General features: G+C 38.6%; 13 protein-coding genes. All 13 read right to left on the bottom strand.

Features of this window, described 5'->3' with window-relative positions:
• Positions 1 to 9: 9 nt before the first annotated feature.
• The 13 genes from LREU_RS02040 to LREU_RS01985 all read right to left on the bottom strand — a co-directional run bounded on the left by LREU_RS02040 (position 10) and on the right by LREU_RS01985 (position 17,520).
• The gene (locus LREU_RS02040) at positions 10 to 1,560 is read right to left on the bottom strand and encodes a ClC family H(+)/Cl(-) exchange transporter (protein WP_011953403.1); all 1,551 of its coding nucleotides are present in this window, start codon (positions 1,558 to 1,560) and stop codon (positions 10 to 12) included.
• Positions 1,561 to 1,677: 117 nt separating this feature from the next.
• Positions 1,678 to 3,060 carry an amino acid permease gene (locus tag LREU_RS02035; RefSeq protein ID WP_003667477.1) on the bottom strand — a complete coding sequence of 461 codons (1,383 nt, stop codon included), beginning with the start codon at positions 3,058 to 3,060 and terminating at the stop codon, positions 1,678 to 1,680.
• 404 nt (positions 3,061 to 3,464) lie between these two features.
• Positions 3,465 to 4,058 carry an ATP-dependent Clp endopeptidase proteolytic subunit ClpP gene (gene clpP, locus LREU_RS02030; protein WP_003666435.1) on the bottom strand — a complete coding sequence of 198 codons (594 nt, stop codon included), beginning with the start codon at positions 4,056 to 4,058 and terminating at the stop codon, positions 3,465 to 3,467.
• 250 nt (positions 4,059 to 4,308) lie between these two features.
• Complete coding sequence (locus LREU_RS10610; protein WP_003666430.1) at positions 4,309 to 4,440, bottom strand: hypothetical protein; 132 nt, start codon at positions 4,438 to 4,440, stop codon at positions 4,309 to 4,311.
• A 514-nt stretch (positions 4,441 to 4,954) separates the two neighbouring features.
• Positions 4,955 to 5,896, bottom strand: coding sequence for a DNA-binding protein WhiA (whiA, locus tag LREU_RS02025; protein ID WP_003667466.1), 942 nt, complete (start codon positions 5,894 to 5,896; stop codon positions 4,955 to 4,957).
• A gap of 18 nt (positions 5,897 to 5,914) precedes the next feature.
• Positions 5,915 to 6,901 carry a gluconeogenesis morphogenetic factor MgfK gene (locus tag LREU_RS02020; protein ID WP_003667464.1) on the bottom strand — a complete coding sequence of 329 codons (987 nt, stop codon included), beginning with the start codon at positions 6,899 to 6,901 and terminating at the stop codon, positions 5,915 to 5,917.
• 15 nt (positions 6,902 to 6,916) lie between these two features.
• Positions 6,917 to 7,789 (bottom strand): RNase adapter RapZ, encoded by an 873-nt coding sequence (gene rapZ / locus LREU_RS02015; protein WP_012390509.1) that lies wholly within the window; start codon positions 7,787 to 7,789, stop codon positions 6,917 to 6,919.
• A gap of 107 nt (positions 7,790 to 7,896) precedes the next feature.
• Entirely contained in the window at positions 7,897 to 9,228 is a 1,332-nt protein-coding gene (locus LREU_RS02010) for an APC family permease (RefSeq protein WP_012390508.1), read from the bottom strand.
• Positions 9,229 to 9,496: 268 nt separating this feature from the next.
• A complete protein-coding gene (gene uvrA, locus LREU_RS02005) occupies positions 9,497 to 12,361 on the bottom strand; it encodes an excinuclease ABC subunit UvrA (protein ID WP_003667458.1) in 2,865 nt (954 codons plus the stop codon).
• 15 nt (positions 12,362 to 12,376) lie between these two features.
• Positions 12,377 to 14,392, bottom strand: a complete 2,016-nt coding sequence (gene uvrB / locus LREU_RS02000; RefSeq protein WP_012390507.1) for an excinuclease ABC subunit UvrB — start codon at positions 14,390 to 14,392, stop codon at positions 12,377 to 12,379.
• A gap of 221 nt (positions 14,393 to 14,613) precedes the next feature.
• The gene (locus tag LREU_RS01995; protein ID WP_003666419.1) at positions 14,614 to 14,886 is read right to left on the bottom strand and encodes a hypothetical protein; all 273 of its coding nucleotides are present in this window, start codon (positions 14,884 to 14,886) and stop codon (positions 14,614 to 14,616) included.
• A 104-nt stretch (positions 14,887 to 14,990) separates the two neighbouring features.
• Positions 14,991 to 15,629 carry a YfbR-like 5'-deoxynucleotidase gene (locus LREU_RS01990; RefSeq protein WP_003666416.1) on the bottom strand — a complete coding sequence of 213 codons (639 nt, stop codon included), beginning with the start codon at positions 15,627 to 15,629 and terminating at the stop codon, positions 14,991 to 14,993.
• Positions 15,630 to 15,795: 166 nt separating this feature from the next.
• A complete protein-coding gene (locus LREU_RS01985; protein WP_003667456.1) occupies positions 15,796 to 17,520 on the bottom strand; it encodes a phospho-sugar mutase in 1,725 nt (574 codons plus the stop codon).
• Positions 17,521 to 17,604 lie beyond the last annotated feature (84 nt).

Below are 17,604 nucleotides of genomic sequence, written 5' to 3'. Positions count from 1 at the left end.
GTTCTATTGCTATCCTTGTGCATAATGCGCGGCTCGACTTATCTCATGGTAAGCTTGTCTAGTAGTCGCTGAATTAGCACGTAAAATTAATGTATCGCCCGCTTGCAGCTTTGTTTGGCCATTCGGAATAATTTTTTCTTCTCCTCGATAAATAACCATCACAATACAATCAGTTGGCCACGGAAAATCTTTTATTTTACAACCATCCAACCGTGCTCCAGCATAAATGGTAATCGACATTGTAACATCCTCTTTATGGCGTGCTGGTTGTGGATTGTTGCCAATAAAAGCATTAAACATCGCTGTATATACTGGTTCACCATGTAACGCATCTACAACAAGATAAGCTACCACAGCTACCAAGGCTAATGGCATTAAATGCGCAAGTGAGCCAACCATTTCAGTAATTAATAAAATAGCAGTAAATGGCGCCTTGCTAATACATGCAAAGTAACCTGCCATTCCATAGATAATAAAATTCGGCAAATATCGAACTGGCATTAATCCCAAGCGAACCATTAACGCACAATAAACTGCGCCTAAAATAGCACCAAGAGTTAAAATTGGCAAGAATATCCCACCTGGTAATTGCGAACCATAACTAATCATTGAAAATACAAAGCGAAGGACAAAAAGCCCCACAAAAAGTGCTAAAGAAAATGGTAAGGAGCGCAAAATAATAATTAATTCATTTCCTCCGCCCAGTGTGATTGGAAAATACCAGGCAATGGGAATAACCAGCAAAAACGGAATAATTGGGTAGGCGATCGGGGAAAGTTTAGGAATCCGTGCTGTCCAACCATTCAAATGCAAAATAACAATTTGGTAAAGACGCCCTAAGATACCTAATAAAATACCAAGCGCAATCAAGTGCCAATAAAGATTATTAGGAAGCATATGATTATAGGGAACATTCAAAACCGGTCGTAAGCCAAAAAACTGCATCGAAACCATATTAGAACAAAGCGAACTCACAAATGTTGCCAACCAAATTACCGGTGAAAAATTATGATACACTTCTTCCAAAATAAAGATAGTCGCAGCGATTGGTGCATTAAAGGCTGCAGATAATCCTGCTGCGGCTCCACTTGCAATCCCTATTTGACGATTAAGGTGCCCTACTTTGGCCTTTTCCTCTACTCCTTGCCCAATTGTTGCCCCAAGTTGAATTGATGGTCCTTCACGTCCGAGATATAATCCGGATCCAATGGCGAAAATTCCACCAAGAAATTTCCGCCATAACACTGGCCACCATTTTTCATCAAACTGATTAGTCAATTGTCCTTCAACCTGTGGAATCCCTGAACCTTTTATATCAGGATAGGATTGGGCTAACCATCCTAATAATAATGCTAAAATAATTGATCCAATCGTCCATGGTATTAGCCATAATGGATGAGAATGAAAATATGCAAAACTTGCTGTTACTAATTGTAAAAAGTGTTGAATTATGAGTCTAAATACACTAACTACTAAACCAGTTAATATTCCAATAATGATCGCCCGAATTAGTTGATTGAACTGATTATAGCGATGAAATGCCTCTTTTCTACTCTCCATTGTTTTTCTCCAATTTATTAAAAGTCTACATGCCATTGTACTACATGAGCTTAGTGAGACGAAATTAATTTTAAAATAAAATAGAAGCCAGGGATTTTTCCTAGCTTCTTATTTATCTTATGCTTTCTCGTTTGTAAAGCCATGACGAATAAGGTATACAGCGACTGCTAGAATCAATACTGCAGCACCAACAATAACTGAAACCCGTGTGTCAGGATTAATAAACATAAAGATGACAATCACAATCAACATGAGAAATGCAAAGTAATTCGAAAATGGATATAGTGGTAATTTAAATGGGTGATCAACCATTAAGTCTTTATTATTACGACGGAACCGTAATTCTGCTAGTAAAATTACAAACCATGGAATCATTCCAGGTAAAACAGAAGAACTGAAGACAACCACGAACATATCAGCAGTTGAGTGGTTATAAGTTGCCGAAATCATATCAATAATAAAGCCAATCAAAATACCACCGGAAATACCAAGGATAGCAGCATCGGGAACGATCCGTTTTGAAAGACGACCAAAAATCTTAGGAGCATCCCCTTCATGAGATAACTTAAACAGCATTCGACTTGAACTATAAATACCTGAATTAGCACCTGATAATGCAGCGGTTAAAACCACAAAGTTAATAATTGAGGCTGCAGCTGTAATTCCGACCTTAGCAAAAGTAGATACAAATGGTGATCCAACACTGCTTAATTCATTCCAAGGATAAATTGTTACAATTACAAAAATTGCACCAACGTAGAAAATCAAAATCCGGAATAAAACAGACTTAACAGATTTAACAATTGCTTTTTGCGGATTTGCTACTTCACCGGCAGAAATTCCTAGCAATTCAATTCCCTCATAAGATCCAACGATAATTGACATTGAGAAGAAGAAACCACTCCAGCCACCAGTGAAGAATCCACCATGAGACCAAAGATTGCTGAAACCAGTTGGATGGCCGCCATTACCAAATCCAAAGAAGATAATCATAAATCCAAGTAAGATCATAAAGATAATAGTAACAACTTTGATCATCGCAAACCAAAATTCAAGGGATCCATATGCCTTTGCACTTGCTAAATTAGCGAGGACCAGGAAAATAATAATAACAACTCCGGCTACCCAAGTATGAAGGTGAGGCCACCAATATTTAAGATATTCAGTTGCAGCCACTACTTCGGACATTCCGACAACAATGTATTCAAACACGTTAGCCCATTTAGCAAGATATCCAGCTACTGGATGAACATACTCAGTTGCATAATCTGCAAAAGAACCTGTTCCAGGATTAATGTAGATCATCTCTCCTAATGCTCTCATAACAATATATAAAATTAAGCCAACAAACGCATATGCGAGGATAACAGATGGCCCTGTCCACTTGATTGTAGATGTTGATCCCATAAACAGTCCAACACCAATCGCTCCACCAAGGGAAATCATTTCCATCTGACCAGCAGTCATCGAACGATTAAGTTCTGGTGCCGATTTTTTCATTTGTATCAGTATCCTTTCATTGTATTTAACTCTTAAAGATTATATTATATTTCATACTAAATTCCAACGCTTCTTTCTCATTATTTTTTAATATAAATGATGTAATCGTTTTTAATCTTAATTAAATAATTTGTAACTAAAAAGAGGCCGGGAATTAACTATTAATTTTTGGTTCTCAAACAGTAAAATCCGGACTATGATTTTTGATCGGTTCAAAAATCATAGTCCGGATTTTACTGTTTGAGAACCAAAAATTAATAGTTAATTCCCAGCCTCTTTTTTTCATTTCTAAGATATCTCATTGCCACAAAGATGTTAATTTCCTCTCACCTTTTTGATAATTCAAAAAAGATCTCCATCATTCGAAAACGATCGAATAATTGGAGATCTTTTTATTTATCACTTTACTTTAATTTTGAATTATTTTCCATTACACCATCAAGTAAGCCGTAATCTACTGCTTCTTGTGCTGTCAAGTAATGATCACGTTCAGTATCAGCCTGGATCTTTTCGATAGGTTGACCAGAATTCTTAGCAAGAATGCCGTTAAGCATCTTCCGTGTTTTCAAAATTTCAGTAGCAGCAATTTCGATTTCAGTCTGTTGACCTTGAGCTCCACCAGATGGTTGGTGAATCAAAACTTGTGAGTGTGGTAATCCAAAACGCTTACCCTTAGCACCAGATGATACTAATACACTGGCCATAGAAGCAGCCATTCCGATTACAATAGTTTGAACATCAGCCTTAATAAAGTTCATAGTGTCATAAATTGCCATTCCTGAGGTAACAACCCCACCAGGTGAATTGATGTATAAGTAAATATCTTTAGTTGAATCTTGCGCATCAAGGAATAAAAGTTGCGCAACAATTGAATTTGCCATTTCGTCTTCAATTGGACCAGAGAGCATAATAATACGGTCCTTCAGAAGCCGTGAGTAGATGTCATAAGCACGTTCACCACGAGATGATTGCTCAATGACAGTAGGTACTAAATTCATGATATGGCCTCCTTAATAAATTAGCACTCGTTAGTCTTATATGCTAACGGATAATAATACTATACTCGATTGGTCAAAAAAGGTCAAATGTTTTAACTATTATTTAACATTTTTTTGCAAAATATTTTTGACTATCATAAATTAAATTAAAAAAACAAGGCTAAAATTCTTCTTAATTAATGCTTTAGTTTTTTCTTTTTATTAAAAAATAAAAGCTATGCACTGGATTGCATAGCTTTTATAGACTGAATTACTTTTCTTCAGCTGGCTTTTCCTTAGCCCACTTACGAATAGCTTCGATCTTCTTTTCTTTTAATGCTCGCTTGTACTTTGAAGCGATTGGGCGACGGCCTTGTACGCCGTATGGGTGTGCTTTACGCATGTTACTTTGCCTCCTTTAATATTAAACGTAAATTAATTAACGTTCCAATTATACCGGTCATTGTTTTAAAAAGCAAGTCTCCCTTAATCCAAAACAACTATCCCGTGAATGTCATTTCCAATAATTTAACAATTTATCTTATCTAACTTTGATAAACGATTATCTTTGTTATTACATTAGTACTTCTAGCAATTGAACTATACCAATTCTAAAAAAACTTATATAAATATTGACATTATAATGATTGACTTTTAGACCAATTATAGTATGATACAAGATGTAGACGAAAGAGAACAAAGGTGTAAGGTCAAGGAGGATGTTACAATGTCAGTAAATAAATTAAACGTTTTTAACGTTACCGCTAACTGGAACGAATTAGATCAAGAATGTGCAGCAGCTGAATTAGCGCTAATTAGTGAAAGTATAAATAAGAAATAAATTTCACTTAAAGAAGATAAAATAAAACCTTTGAGGATGAGAAAAAAGCTTATTTTTTCTCATCCTCAAAGGTTTTTTATTGTTTAACCTCTGATGCACGCAACTCATCAGCATAAGCATTTAATTTACGTAAGCGATGATTAACACCCGACTTGGAAATTGGACCACCAGGAACTAATTCTCCTAATTCCTTTAGACTAACCTCTTGATGGGCTAATCGCGTTTCTGCAATTTCCCGCAACTTATCAGGTAAGCTGCTAAGCCCTACTCGCGAATCAATGAATTCAATATTTTCGATTTGGCGCGTTGACGCATTCGCAATCTTATTCAGGTTAGCATTTTCACAATTTACTAATCGATTAACTGAATTACGCATGTCTCGCACAATTCGAACGTTCTCAAATTGAAGCATTGAGTTAGTTGCTCCAATTAACGACATAAAATTAGCGATTTTTTCGGCTTCTTTTAAGTAAACGATAAAGCCACTACGGCGTGCGGTTGTCTGGGCATTTAGGCCAAATTTATTCATCATCTGAGCAATGATCTCATTATGTTCCTCATAAAGGGAGTATATCTCTAAGTGGTAGCGAGAAGTTTCAGGATTATTTACTGATCCCCCCGCTAAAAAGGCACCTCTTAGATATGAACGGACCATCCATTCATCCTTGAGCAATTCTACGGGTACTTGTTCTTTGATTTGATAATTTTGTAAGATACCAAGATCATCTAAGACATGTTGTGCGTGATAGCGTAAGCGAACTATATATTGGTTATTCTTTTTTAATTTCATTTTACGACGAACCACGATTTCACTTTCTACCCCGTAAAATTGTTTTAACAGTGAATAGATTCGCCGTGCAATTGCTGGGTTTTCGGTCTGAACATTCAGTACCAACTGGTGGTCAGCAATGCCAATCGACCCGTTCATCCGAATAAGGGCCATCAATTCCGCCTTTGCATTATCCCGATGAACAGTGATTCCCGTTAATTCTTTCTTTACTTCGCTTGCATATGACATCTAGCATCAGTCTCCTAACTACTCGTGAACCTGGTGAATTCGATTCATTAATTCTGCTACAACTTTATCGCGATCATGGAAGGCACCATTGTCTTTTAGCCGCAGAAAATTCGAACTAATTACGCGACAATGCTGTGCTCGTAGCCCTTGGAAATCATGCTTAACTGGTTGAGAAATTTCATTCCATTCCTGAAAATCAAGATAATTTTCTGGAACAGGTTGAATATTGACTAAGACCGTATTGATAAAATTCTTCCCAAGGTGATGATTTAATACCCGCACATGATCAGCATCGGTAAAATTATCCGTTTCACCCTTTTGCGTCATAATATTGCAAATATAGACAACTTCAGCCTTACTTTCGCAAACGGCCTGCCCTACTTCAGAAATCATCAAGTTTGGCAGGATGCTAGTAAATAAACTTCCAGGACCAAGAACGATTTGATCTGCATTCTTTATTGCTGTTATGACCTCTGATACAGGACGAGCGGGATGACCGTCATTATCTTTAGAAGGTGTTACCCAGACTCGTTTAATTTGCTTATGGGCAGCCGTTATTTCCGATTCACCACTTAACTTTGTCCCATCTGTAAATTCAGCATTTAAGGTCAACGGCTCATTGGCAACAGGATAAATATGTCCATTAATCTTCATCATTTCTGACAACTCTTGAACAGCGGTAAAAATACCACCCTTCATTTCAGACAAAGCAGAGATAATTAAATTACCAATCGCATGACCAGCAAAGAACTGATCACTGCTCCTAAATCGGTATTGGAAAATATCAAGTTCGAGATCAGGCAATTCTGATAACGCAACTAAAACATTTCTAATATCACCAGGTGGAACCACATTAATATAATTTCGTAAAATTCCTGAAGAACCACCATCATCAGCTACTGTTACGACTGCCGTAACATCAACGTTTTGATCTCGCAATCCGCGAAGGACAACTGGTAAACCAGTCCCCCCACCAATTACTACAATCTTTGGTTTATGCAACATAATTAAAACTCCTCTTTACTTTGCCTTCTCAATATCGCGATGGTAAGTATTTACTTTATATCCTTTTTCTTTTAAATCAGCGGATAATTTATTAGCAATAGTTACTGACCGATGTTGACCACCCGTACACCCAATTGCAATTGTCAAACTGCTCTTTCCCTCCTTAATGTAACCTGGAAGAGCAATCTCTAAGAGCGACCGTAAATGCTGGTAAAATTCCTTAGCCAGCGGACTCTGCATAACATAATTTTGAACAGCTGGATCATTTCCCGTTAAGTGCTTTAATTCTGGAATATAGAATGGATTAGGAAGGAAACGAACATCCATTACGATATCCGCATCAAGTGGCAACCCATATTTAAACCCAAACGACATTACTTCAACATAAAAGTCATTACCTTCACCATGTCCGAATAATTTATTAAGCCTTAACTTTAGATTTCGTGGTGTCACATTAGTGGTATCAATTACTATATCTGCTTGGCTCTTAAGATCGGTTGAAAGCTTCCGTTCTAATTCTACTCCATCAAGTATCCGACCTTGTGGAGATAAGGGGTGAGAACGTCTTGTTTCCTTATAACGTGAAATTAACGTGACGTCATTAGCATCTAAGAAGAGTAGTTTCACATCTAAATCAGCTCGTTTTTTCAGTTTTTCAAAGTTTGGTAAAACCTCATCGTAAAATCCGCGTGAACGCATATCCATTACCATGGCGATTTTATCAAACTCTCTCGAATCTTCTATCACATCAACAAAACGTTCTGCCAATCCAGGAAGCATGTTATCAATTACGAAATATCCTAAATCTTCTAAGCTATGAACGGCAACGGTTTTCCCCGCACCACTCATCCCTGTAATAATTACTACTTTTAATTTTTTATCTACCATCACTAGTTCCTCTTTTCGCATACAGCTACCCAACTATTTTATCACATCAGGCCGGGTGTGTCTTATTTGAGCAACAAAAAAGGCCAAGTCAAACTCAGCCTTAAATATTAATGCATCCGTCGTTGATCCATTCGTTTAACAATATATAAGATTGGCAATCCTACAATGACGATTCCGATAAAAAGAATTACACCAGCTGGATCATTCATAACTTCACTTACGAGGACAAAGATTCCACCAGCAATTGCAATAATTGGCACTAAGGGGTAAAGCGGTGTGCTAAATGGGCGCGGTCCCTTATTCTTATGTCTTAAAATGAAGATCCCAAAGAATGCTAAAAGATAGAAACAATAAACAGTAAACACACACAAATCTGACAAGTGATCAGGGTCAAAGAAGAACATCATAATCGTTGCAAGAATGATAATAAACATCGTTGCGACTACTGGTGACTTACCCTTTGGCGTGATATATGCGAGATAGCGTGAGAATGGCAAATCATGACGACGCGCCATTGCGTATACAATCCGGGGAAAAGTAATCATTTTCCCGTTTAAAGTCCCCATCATCGAAATAATAATTCCGGCTGACAGCAGTTTTCCTCCAATTGCTCCAAAAGCTTTCACTGCTAAGTATGCAGTTGCATTTTCGCCTAGCCGATGAATAGTGTTAACTGGAAGGAACTTCAAAATCCCAACAGTAATTAAAGTATAAATAATAAGAACAGCAGTAATCCCTAAAATAATAGCTCGTGGCAATAATTTTTGGGGATTTTTCATTTCTCCCCCAAGGTTTGCGATTAAAATCCAACCATCATAACCAAATAAGGTTGCTAAAACTGCTACCCCAAACCCACCAGTTGATTGGTGAATTTCGGTAACCGTTTGACCAAAAGCATCTTGATGCCCCCAGAACAAACCAAAGATAATAATTGCCGCAATTGGAATCATTTTTCCAGCAGTCGTGATAATCGAAAAAATTGCGCCAACTTTATTTTCAAAAAGGTTCATTACGCCAATGGCAATCACTGTAATCACTGCTAAAGGTATCCGCCACTGGGTTCCTAAACCAAAGAAGTTTGCCATTAAAATACTCATAAATCCGGCAACCGAAGCAATAATTGCTGGCCCATAAACAATTACTTGCATCCACCCGGCTAAAAATCCTAAAAGGCGGCCATACAAGTTTTCAATATAGACATATAGTCCCCCAGTATATGGCATTTGGGCACCAATTTCCGCCACTGTTAATCCACCAGTTAAAGTAATAATTCCTCCAAATACCCAGGCTGCTATTGCAAGAGTAGATGTACCAGCACTATCAAGAACAGATCCTTGTTTAAAGAATATTCCCGATCCAATAATTGTCCCAATAACAATCGAAATAGCGGACCAGAATCCAAGCGACCTTTTTAATTCATCTGTTGGCTGTTGATTCATCATCATTCCTCCATTCTTAATATTAGGCAAAATAAAAACCCGGGATATCACCTATTAATGCAATTTGGTCACGCCAAATGATTAATAGAGAACCCGAGTCTGTATAAACCTATTGATTGGGTACACCAAAATCACTCAGCCTTAATAGAGTTAGAGGCTGAGGAGGAAGAAAACTGTTGATTTTGATTATTAAAAAATAACATTTCTTTTCCCTCGTTTCGTGTACTTTGATTTTTATTAGAATACCATTAGAAGAATTAGATTGCAACTACTTTTTTTGCTTAGCTTCTCGTTCTTCTGCCCACTTTTGATCTCGTTCGAGCATCTCTTTTAAATATTTACCAGTATAGCTTCCCTTTACTTCCGCTACTTGCTCTGGCGTTCCAGTGGCGACAACATTACCTCCACCAGCTCCTCCTTCAGGGCCAAGGTCAATTAACCAGTCCGCTGATTTTACAACATCTAAATCATGCTCAATTACTAAAACAGTATTTCCCGCATCGACTAACCGCTGCAGGACAGCTAATAAGCGTTTGATATCATCCATGTGCAATCCAGTAGTTGGCTCATCTAAAATATAGAAGCTCTTACCGTGAGACTGACGGTGAAGTTCAGCTGCTAATTTCATTCGTTGAGCTTCCCCACCTGAAAGAGTAGTTGCTGGTTGACCAAGGTGAACATAGCCAAGCCCAACATCTTCAATGGTTTGCAATTTACGTTTAATTTTAGGGATTGCGCTAAAGAAGTCCAGGGCTTCCGAAACAGTCATATTAAGAACCTCAGCAATATTCTTGCCTTTGTATTCCACTTCAAGCGTTTCAGAATTATAACGTGTTCCATGACAAACTTCACATGGCACATAAACATCTGGCAAGAAGTTCATCTCGATTTTAATAATTCCGTCTCCACGGCAGGCTTCACAGCGCCCACCCTTAACGTTAAAGCTAAAACGCCCCTTAGTATACCCACGCATTTTAGCTTGGTTGGTTTGGGCAAATAATTCACGAATGTCATCAAAGACTCCCGTATAAGTTGCAGGGTTGCTTCGTGGAGTACGACCAATTGGCGATTGATCAATATTAATAACTTTCTCAATATTTTCAACTCCACTAATCGACTTGTACTTGCCAGGCTTTGCTGAATTATTATTCAGTTTTTGTGCCAAAACCCTTTTGAGGATCATATTAACAAGAGTTGACTTTCCTGAACCAGAAACACCCGTTACGCAAATAAACTCACCAAGCGGAAAATCAACTGTAATATCCTTTAAGTTATTTTCTGCGGCTCCTGTAATAGTAATTTTCTTACCGTTACCTATTCTGCGCTCTTGAGGAACCGGAATAAATTTCTTTCCTGATAAGTATTGGCCAGTTAACGACTTCCGTGATCGCATAACTTGCTTAGGAGTTCCGGCAGCCATCACTTGGCCTCCGTTTTCACCAGCTCCAGGGCCAATATCGACAATGTAATCAGCCGCGCGCATTGTATCTTCATCATGCTCTACGACAATCAGCGTATTGCCGAGATCGCGCATGGCCTTTAACGATTCAATCAAACGGTCATTATCTCGTTGATGAAGTCCAATTGACGGCTCATCAAGAACATACATTACTCCTGATAAATTAGAACCAATTTGGGTTGCTAACCGAATCCGCTGAGCTTCTCCCCCTGAAAGAGTTCGGGCTGAACGACTTAAAGTTAGGTATTCAACACCAACATTTTTCATAAAGGTTAATCGATCAATGATTTCTTTTAAAATCGGCTTAGCAATTTCATTTTTTTGTGCAGAAAGTTTAATGTTCTTGAAGAATTCAAGAGAATCGCTAATTGATAAAGCGGAAACTTCACCGATATTTCGCCCATCAATCTTTACTGCTAAGGCCCGCTGGTTTAGCCGATAACCATGACAAACCGGACACGGAAGCTCAGTCATATATTTTCTCATTTGTTCTCTTGTAAAATCTGAGTTAGTCTCCCGGTAACGTCGGCTAATATTATTGATAACACCTTCAAATGGCACATCGACATCCCGAATGCCCCCAAAGTCATTCTCATAATGGAAGTGGAATGGTATTTCACCATTACCGTACAAAATCTGTTGTTGTTGCTTTTTAGACAACTTATTGAACGGCGTATCCATATCAATACCAACCGACTTGCAGAATTGTTCCAACATTTGTGGATAGTATTGCGATGAGATTGGATTCCAGGGAACAATTGCCCCTTCTTTTAAGGTCTTTGTTTGGTCAGGAACTACTAAATCAATATCTACTTCGAGCTTCAATCCTAACCCTTCACATTCTGGACAAGCACCAGTAGGAGCATTAAAGGAAAATAACCGTGGCTCTAATTCACCAACTGTAAAGCCACAAATTGGACAAGCATATTGTTCAGAAAATGGAATTGGGTCTCCCCCAATCACATCAGCAATTGCATAACCATCGCTTAAGCGGAGAGCCGATTCAAAGGAGTCAAATAGCCGCGACCTAATTCCCTCTTTGATGATAATTCGATCAATCACGACATTAACTGTATGTTTTTTATTTTTATCTAGTTCAGGGACTGAATCAAGGTCATAAGTTTCGCCATCTACTTGAACCCGGACAAATCCTTCACGCTTAATTGTCTCAAAGACTTTCTTTTGTGTTCCCTTTTTATCGCGAACAACTGGTGAAAGAATTTGCAGGCGTGTCCGTTCAGGCAACTCTAGTACCCGATCCACCATTTGTTCTGGTGACTGACTAGTAATTGGAATATTATCGTTCGGACAAATTGGTGTACCAACCCGTGCCCATAGCAAGCGGAGAAAATCGTTAATTTCAGTCACGGTTCCGACCGTTGAACGCGGATTATGGGATGTTGTTTTTTGGTCAATTGAAATTGCTGGAGATAACCCGTCAATTGAATCTACATCTGGCTTATCCATCTGGCCTAAAAATTGCCGCGCATAAGCCGATAAGCTTTCCACGTAGCGTCGTTGTCCCTCTGCGTATAATGTATCAAAAGCTAAAGAACTCTTTCCAGAACCCGACAGACCAGTTACAACGACTAACTTGTTTTTCGGAATAGTAATATCAATGTTTTTTAGGTTATGAGCCCGTGCCCCATGAATTATGATCTTATCATTTGCCACGAAATAATCCCTCCTCTATTTTTTTGCTTTTGTCTTTAATTCCATTATCGTATCACGAAGCGTAGCAGCCTGTTCAAAGTCAAGGCGTTTAGCAGCAGAGCGCATTTGCTCTGTTAATTCATCAAGCATCTTTGCTTGGGCCTCTTTATCCAACTTTGCAAAATCTTTGTCAGTAAATTCAGCGCTGTTATCTGCTTCAGTTTCATCCGTCGCTTTCTTAGTAACAGTAATTGCTTCTTGAATTGGCTTGATGATTGTATGCGGCGTAATGTGATGTTCTTCATTGTATTTCATCTGAATCGTCCGTCGCCGCTTTGTTTCATCCATTGCCTTTTGCATCGAGTCAGTCACGGTATCAGCATACATAATTACTGCCCCATTCTCATTCCGGGCCGCGCGACCAATCGTCTGAATAAGGGAACGTTCATTACGTAAAAAGCCTTCCTTATCGGCATCAAGAATGGCGACCAAGGATACTTCTGGAACATCTAGGCCTTCCCGCAAGAGGTTAATCCCAACAAGAACATCAAATTTGCCAAGACGGAGATCACGAATGATTTGCGTCCGTTCAAGAGTCTTAATATCACTATGAAGGTATTTGACCTTTAACCCCATATCCTTTAGATAATCCGTAAGGTCTTCGGACATCTTTTTCGTCAAGGTCGTAACAAAAACACGTTCATTTTTCTCAATCCGTTTGTTAATTTCACCAACTAGGTCATCAATCTGTCCCATTACTGGGCGAACTTCGACTGTTGGGTCAAGCAACCCAGTCGGTCGAATAATTTGCTGAGCAACGTGGTCTGTCTGTTCCATTTCATATGGGCCAGGAGTTGCAGACATATATACAACTTGATTAACATGTTGTTCAAATTCTGGTAGTTTTAATGGTCGATTATCAAGCGCACTCGGTAAGCGGAACCCATAATCAATTAACATTTGTTTCCGCGCCCGGTCCCCATTATACATTCCCCGTACTTGCGGCATAGTTTGGTGGGACTCATCAACAACTAATAAGAAATCTTTAGGGAAGAAATCTAATAAAGTATAGGGAGGTTCGCCGGGCTTTCGACCATCCATGTAACGCGAATAATTCTCGATTCCATTGGTGTAGCCCATCTCACGCATCATTTCAATATCATAAGTTGTCCGTTGCTGAATCCGCTCTGCTTCAAGAAGTTTTCCCTCATCAGTAAACTTCTTTACCTGTTTCTTCATATCAGCTTCAATTTGTGGCAATGCCCGATCCATGACTTCTTCATTAGTCATAAAGTGAGTCGCCGGGAAGATAGAAACATGGTCCCGGTCACCAATCACTTCGCCTGTCAGCGCATCAACTTCACGAATCCGGTCAATTTCATCCCCGAAGAATTCAACCCGCAATGCCCGTTCATCACGCGACGCCGGAAAGATTTCAACTACATCACCACGAACGCGGAAACGTCCCCGTTGAAAATCAATATCATTGCGATCGAATTGAATATTAACCAGTTCGGTCAACAATCGATCACGTTCAATCTCTTGACCAACACGCAAAGAAAGGACGCTATTTTGGTATTCGCGAGGATCCCCTAATCCAAAAATACTAGAAACAGAGGCAACGACAATTACATCATTTCGTTCCAACAAGGAAGTGGTGGCAGAGTGCCGCAGCTTATCAATCTCATCATTAATTGACGCATCTTTTTCAATATAAGTATCGCTTGATGGAACATATGCTTCCGGTTGATAGTAGTCATAGTAGGAAACAAAATATTCAACCGCGTTATGAGGGAAGAATTTTTTCATTTCACCATAGAGTTGCCCAGCTAAGGTCTTATTATGGGAAAGAATCAAAGTTGGCTTATTGACATTAGCAATCACATTTGAGATCGTAAATGTTTTTCCAGTTCCCGTTGCCCCTAATAAGATTTGAGCTTTTTCACCATCTTCAATCCCCTTTGTCAATTGATTAATTGCTTGGGGCTGGTCGCCGGTTGGCTTGTACTCTGACACTAGTTCAAATTTTTTATCTGGTTGCCGGTAAATCAAAAGAATTTCCTCCCTTACGTCGCAGTTAAATAAAATAAAGTGGAATCGCAACTTCATAAATTACCGCATCCCACTTATCACTAACTATTTATTATTTACTGTTATTAGTTTATCACCCAAACATGTATTCGTCTATAAATTTACAGTAAAAAAGTGAGTGGAAAATAATCTCTCCAAACAAGACCATTTTCACTCACTTCTTAAAATATTTTATTTGTCATTTAACTATGCCGAAAGTAACCAAAGTAAAATTGTAAACCCGCGGCAACAACATTAATCCAATTCAAACAAATAAACCATGGAACAAGATTAGCATTATCAAAATGGGTTACTCCATAAAATACGGAAAAACCACCAATAATCGCAATAAGATTAAGCCAAGCACAAAGGCGCCGCATTACAATGTCTCTTGGTCGACTCAATTCCCAGATAATATCAACGATTAACCATAATACTAAAATTGCAAATGTTCCTGCAAATAAACTTGGTGTCATCCTTGCCGCCTCCCTTTACCTTGTTAGTTTTTACCTTCTACTTCTATTATAAGAAAGCGTTTGCAAAAATCAACTATTTGGTAAAGAGACACCTAAAATATAGATTATTGTTGAATAATTTGGGTAGTAATAATCGCTAATTGGTTTTTCGCATTACCATCTGCATTATCTTTTAATAATTCTGGCAAAATCTTCTTAAGAAAATACTGGACACTAGCCATATCACGAAAATCCATAATTGCTGTCAAGCTCGACTTATAAATATCCATATAAACTGGTTCAGGATTACCTTTTTGAATCTCACCAAATGATTCATACATAAGATCAATCTTATCAGCAACTGCGAGGATTTTACCTTCTAAAGTATCATCTTTACCTTCCGCAAATCGCCGTTCATAAGCTGCCCGGAACTCAGCCGGAATTTCAGATTGAATAAAGTTTTCTGTTAATGATTTATCAACCCGCGCCAGCATTGAGCGCAATTCAGGAGTAGCATACTTTACCGGCGTTTTAATGTCACCAATAAAACGCTCTGTATAGTCATGATTAAGAGCTTTTTCATATAAAGAACGCCAATCAATTTCATTTCCGGCTTGCTCTTCAATATCACCAAGCATTTGGGCTGCTTGCGTTACCTTAAATGAATGGGCAGCCACATTGTGTTCCTCAAATTTAAAATATCCTGGAGCACGGTTAATCATTTCAAGGTCACTTAAACTTTTTAGATATTCATGCATTCCCATGATGAATTCCTCCCAAAAACTAATTAATTTGTACAATCATACAATTTTTTGACGAAATTTCAAGAAAGGTGAGGGGAAATTTAGTCTTATCGACATCCACAATATTGGATATAAAAACAGAGACTGTTGAAAAAGCAAAGTTTTTTCAACAGTCTCTCAGTTATTATTATTCAGCAAACTCTTGTAAAGCTTTTTCGAAATCAGCTAATTTTTCATTTGCTTTATCCAAGGTATCAGCACTTGTACCAATGTAGAACTTAAGCTTTGGTTCAGTTCCCGATGGACGAATAGCAATCCAAGTATCATCATCAAGAATGTAACGCAATACATTTGATTCTGGAATACCTAATTCACTTACTTCGCCATCAGCTGTAGTTTTAGTCCCATTAGCGAAGTCTTCAGTAACTACTACTTGATGACCGGCAAAATGAGTTGGAGCTTCTTCTCTGAATTTCTTCATTAAAGCCTTAATCTTAGCTGGACCATCAACACCTGCATAGGTATTAGCAATTGTCTTTTCGCGGAAGTAGCCATACTTCTTAAATAATTCTTGTAAGCCATCGTAAAGGGTCATGTTACGACTACGGTAATAAGCGGCAACCTCAGCAAGTAACGTTAAGGATTGAATAGCATCCTTGTCACGAACAAATGGCTTAATAAGGTAACCATAGCTTTCCTCAAAACCGAACATAAAGGTATGATCAGCTTTGCCAGTTTCATATTGATGAATTTGATCAGCAATCCACTTGAAACCAGTTAAAACGTTGATCATATCAACGCCGTAGCTTTCTGCAATCTTAGCAGCGAAGTTAGTAGAAACAATTGATTTTACCGCAGCAGCATTCTTTGGTAAGGTTCCTGCTTGTTTATGCGCCTCAAGAATGTAGGCAAGCATGATTGAAGCAATTTGATTACCAGTTAGCAATTGATATTCACCGTCTGGTTGACGAACTGCACATCCAAGCCGGTCAGCATCCGGGTCCGTGGCGATCAATACGTCTGCACCAACCTTTTTACCAAGGGCAATGGAACGAACAAATGCTTCTGGGAATTCTGGATTAGGATGTTCCAAACCAGGGAAGTCACCATTTGGTTGTGCTTCAGTTGGTTCCATTTCATAATTTGTAAAACCAGCTTGACGTAATGCCCGTTCACCAAGCATTCGGCCAGTTCCGCATAATGGGGTAAAGACAAACTTCATATCTTTACCGTATTCCTTAGCTAATTCAGGGTTAACAGTTACTCCTTTAGCATTAGCAAGGTATGCAGCATCGACATCTTCGCCCATGATTGTTTCCAAACCATTGTCAAGCATTTCTTGTTCATCAGCTAAAGCAATGTCAAAAATATCATCAATCTTACGGATGTAACCTGTCATCATGTCAGATTCTTTAGGTGGCATCTGTCCGCCATCTTCACCGTAAATCTTGTAACCATTGTATTCCTTAGGGTTATGACTAGCGGTAATCATGATCCCTGCATAAGTTCCCATGTGACGAACTGCAAATGACAATTCAGGCGTTGGGCGTAAATTATCATAGATATAAACCTTAATCCCATGAGCACCTAATACACGAGCAGCATCATGAGCAAATTTACGGGAGTTGTGCCGAGAATCGTAACCAATAGCGACTCCTCGTTTTTTAATATCATCACCCAATGAATCCATTAAAGTTGCCAAACCTTCAGTCGCTTGACGGACAGTGTAAACATTCATCCGGTTAATTCCTGGTCCCATTAGTCCCCGCATTCCTGCAGTTCCGAATGATAGTGGACCGTAAAAGGCATCCTCAATTTCTTTATCGTCGCTCATTGCAGCTAATTCTTGCTTTAAGTCTGGTTCAAGATCTGTTCGTTCTTGCCAAACCTTATAAGTATCTTTCCAGCTCACAATAATGTCTCCTTTATGTCATACTCTGCTTTTTAGTATACCGCATAAAATGCTATCTGTCGCTTTTCACTTAAAAATTTACTA

The organism is Limosilactobacillus reuteri subsp. reuteri (genome assembly GCF_000016825.1).
Lineage (GTDB): Bacteria > Bacillota > Bacilli > Lactobacillales > Lactobacillaceae > Limosilactobacillus > Limosilactobacillus reuteri.
The sequence above is the reverse complement of the archived record's forward strand: the minus strand, read 5'-3'. Positions and strand labels throughout refer to the sequence as shown.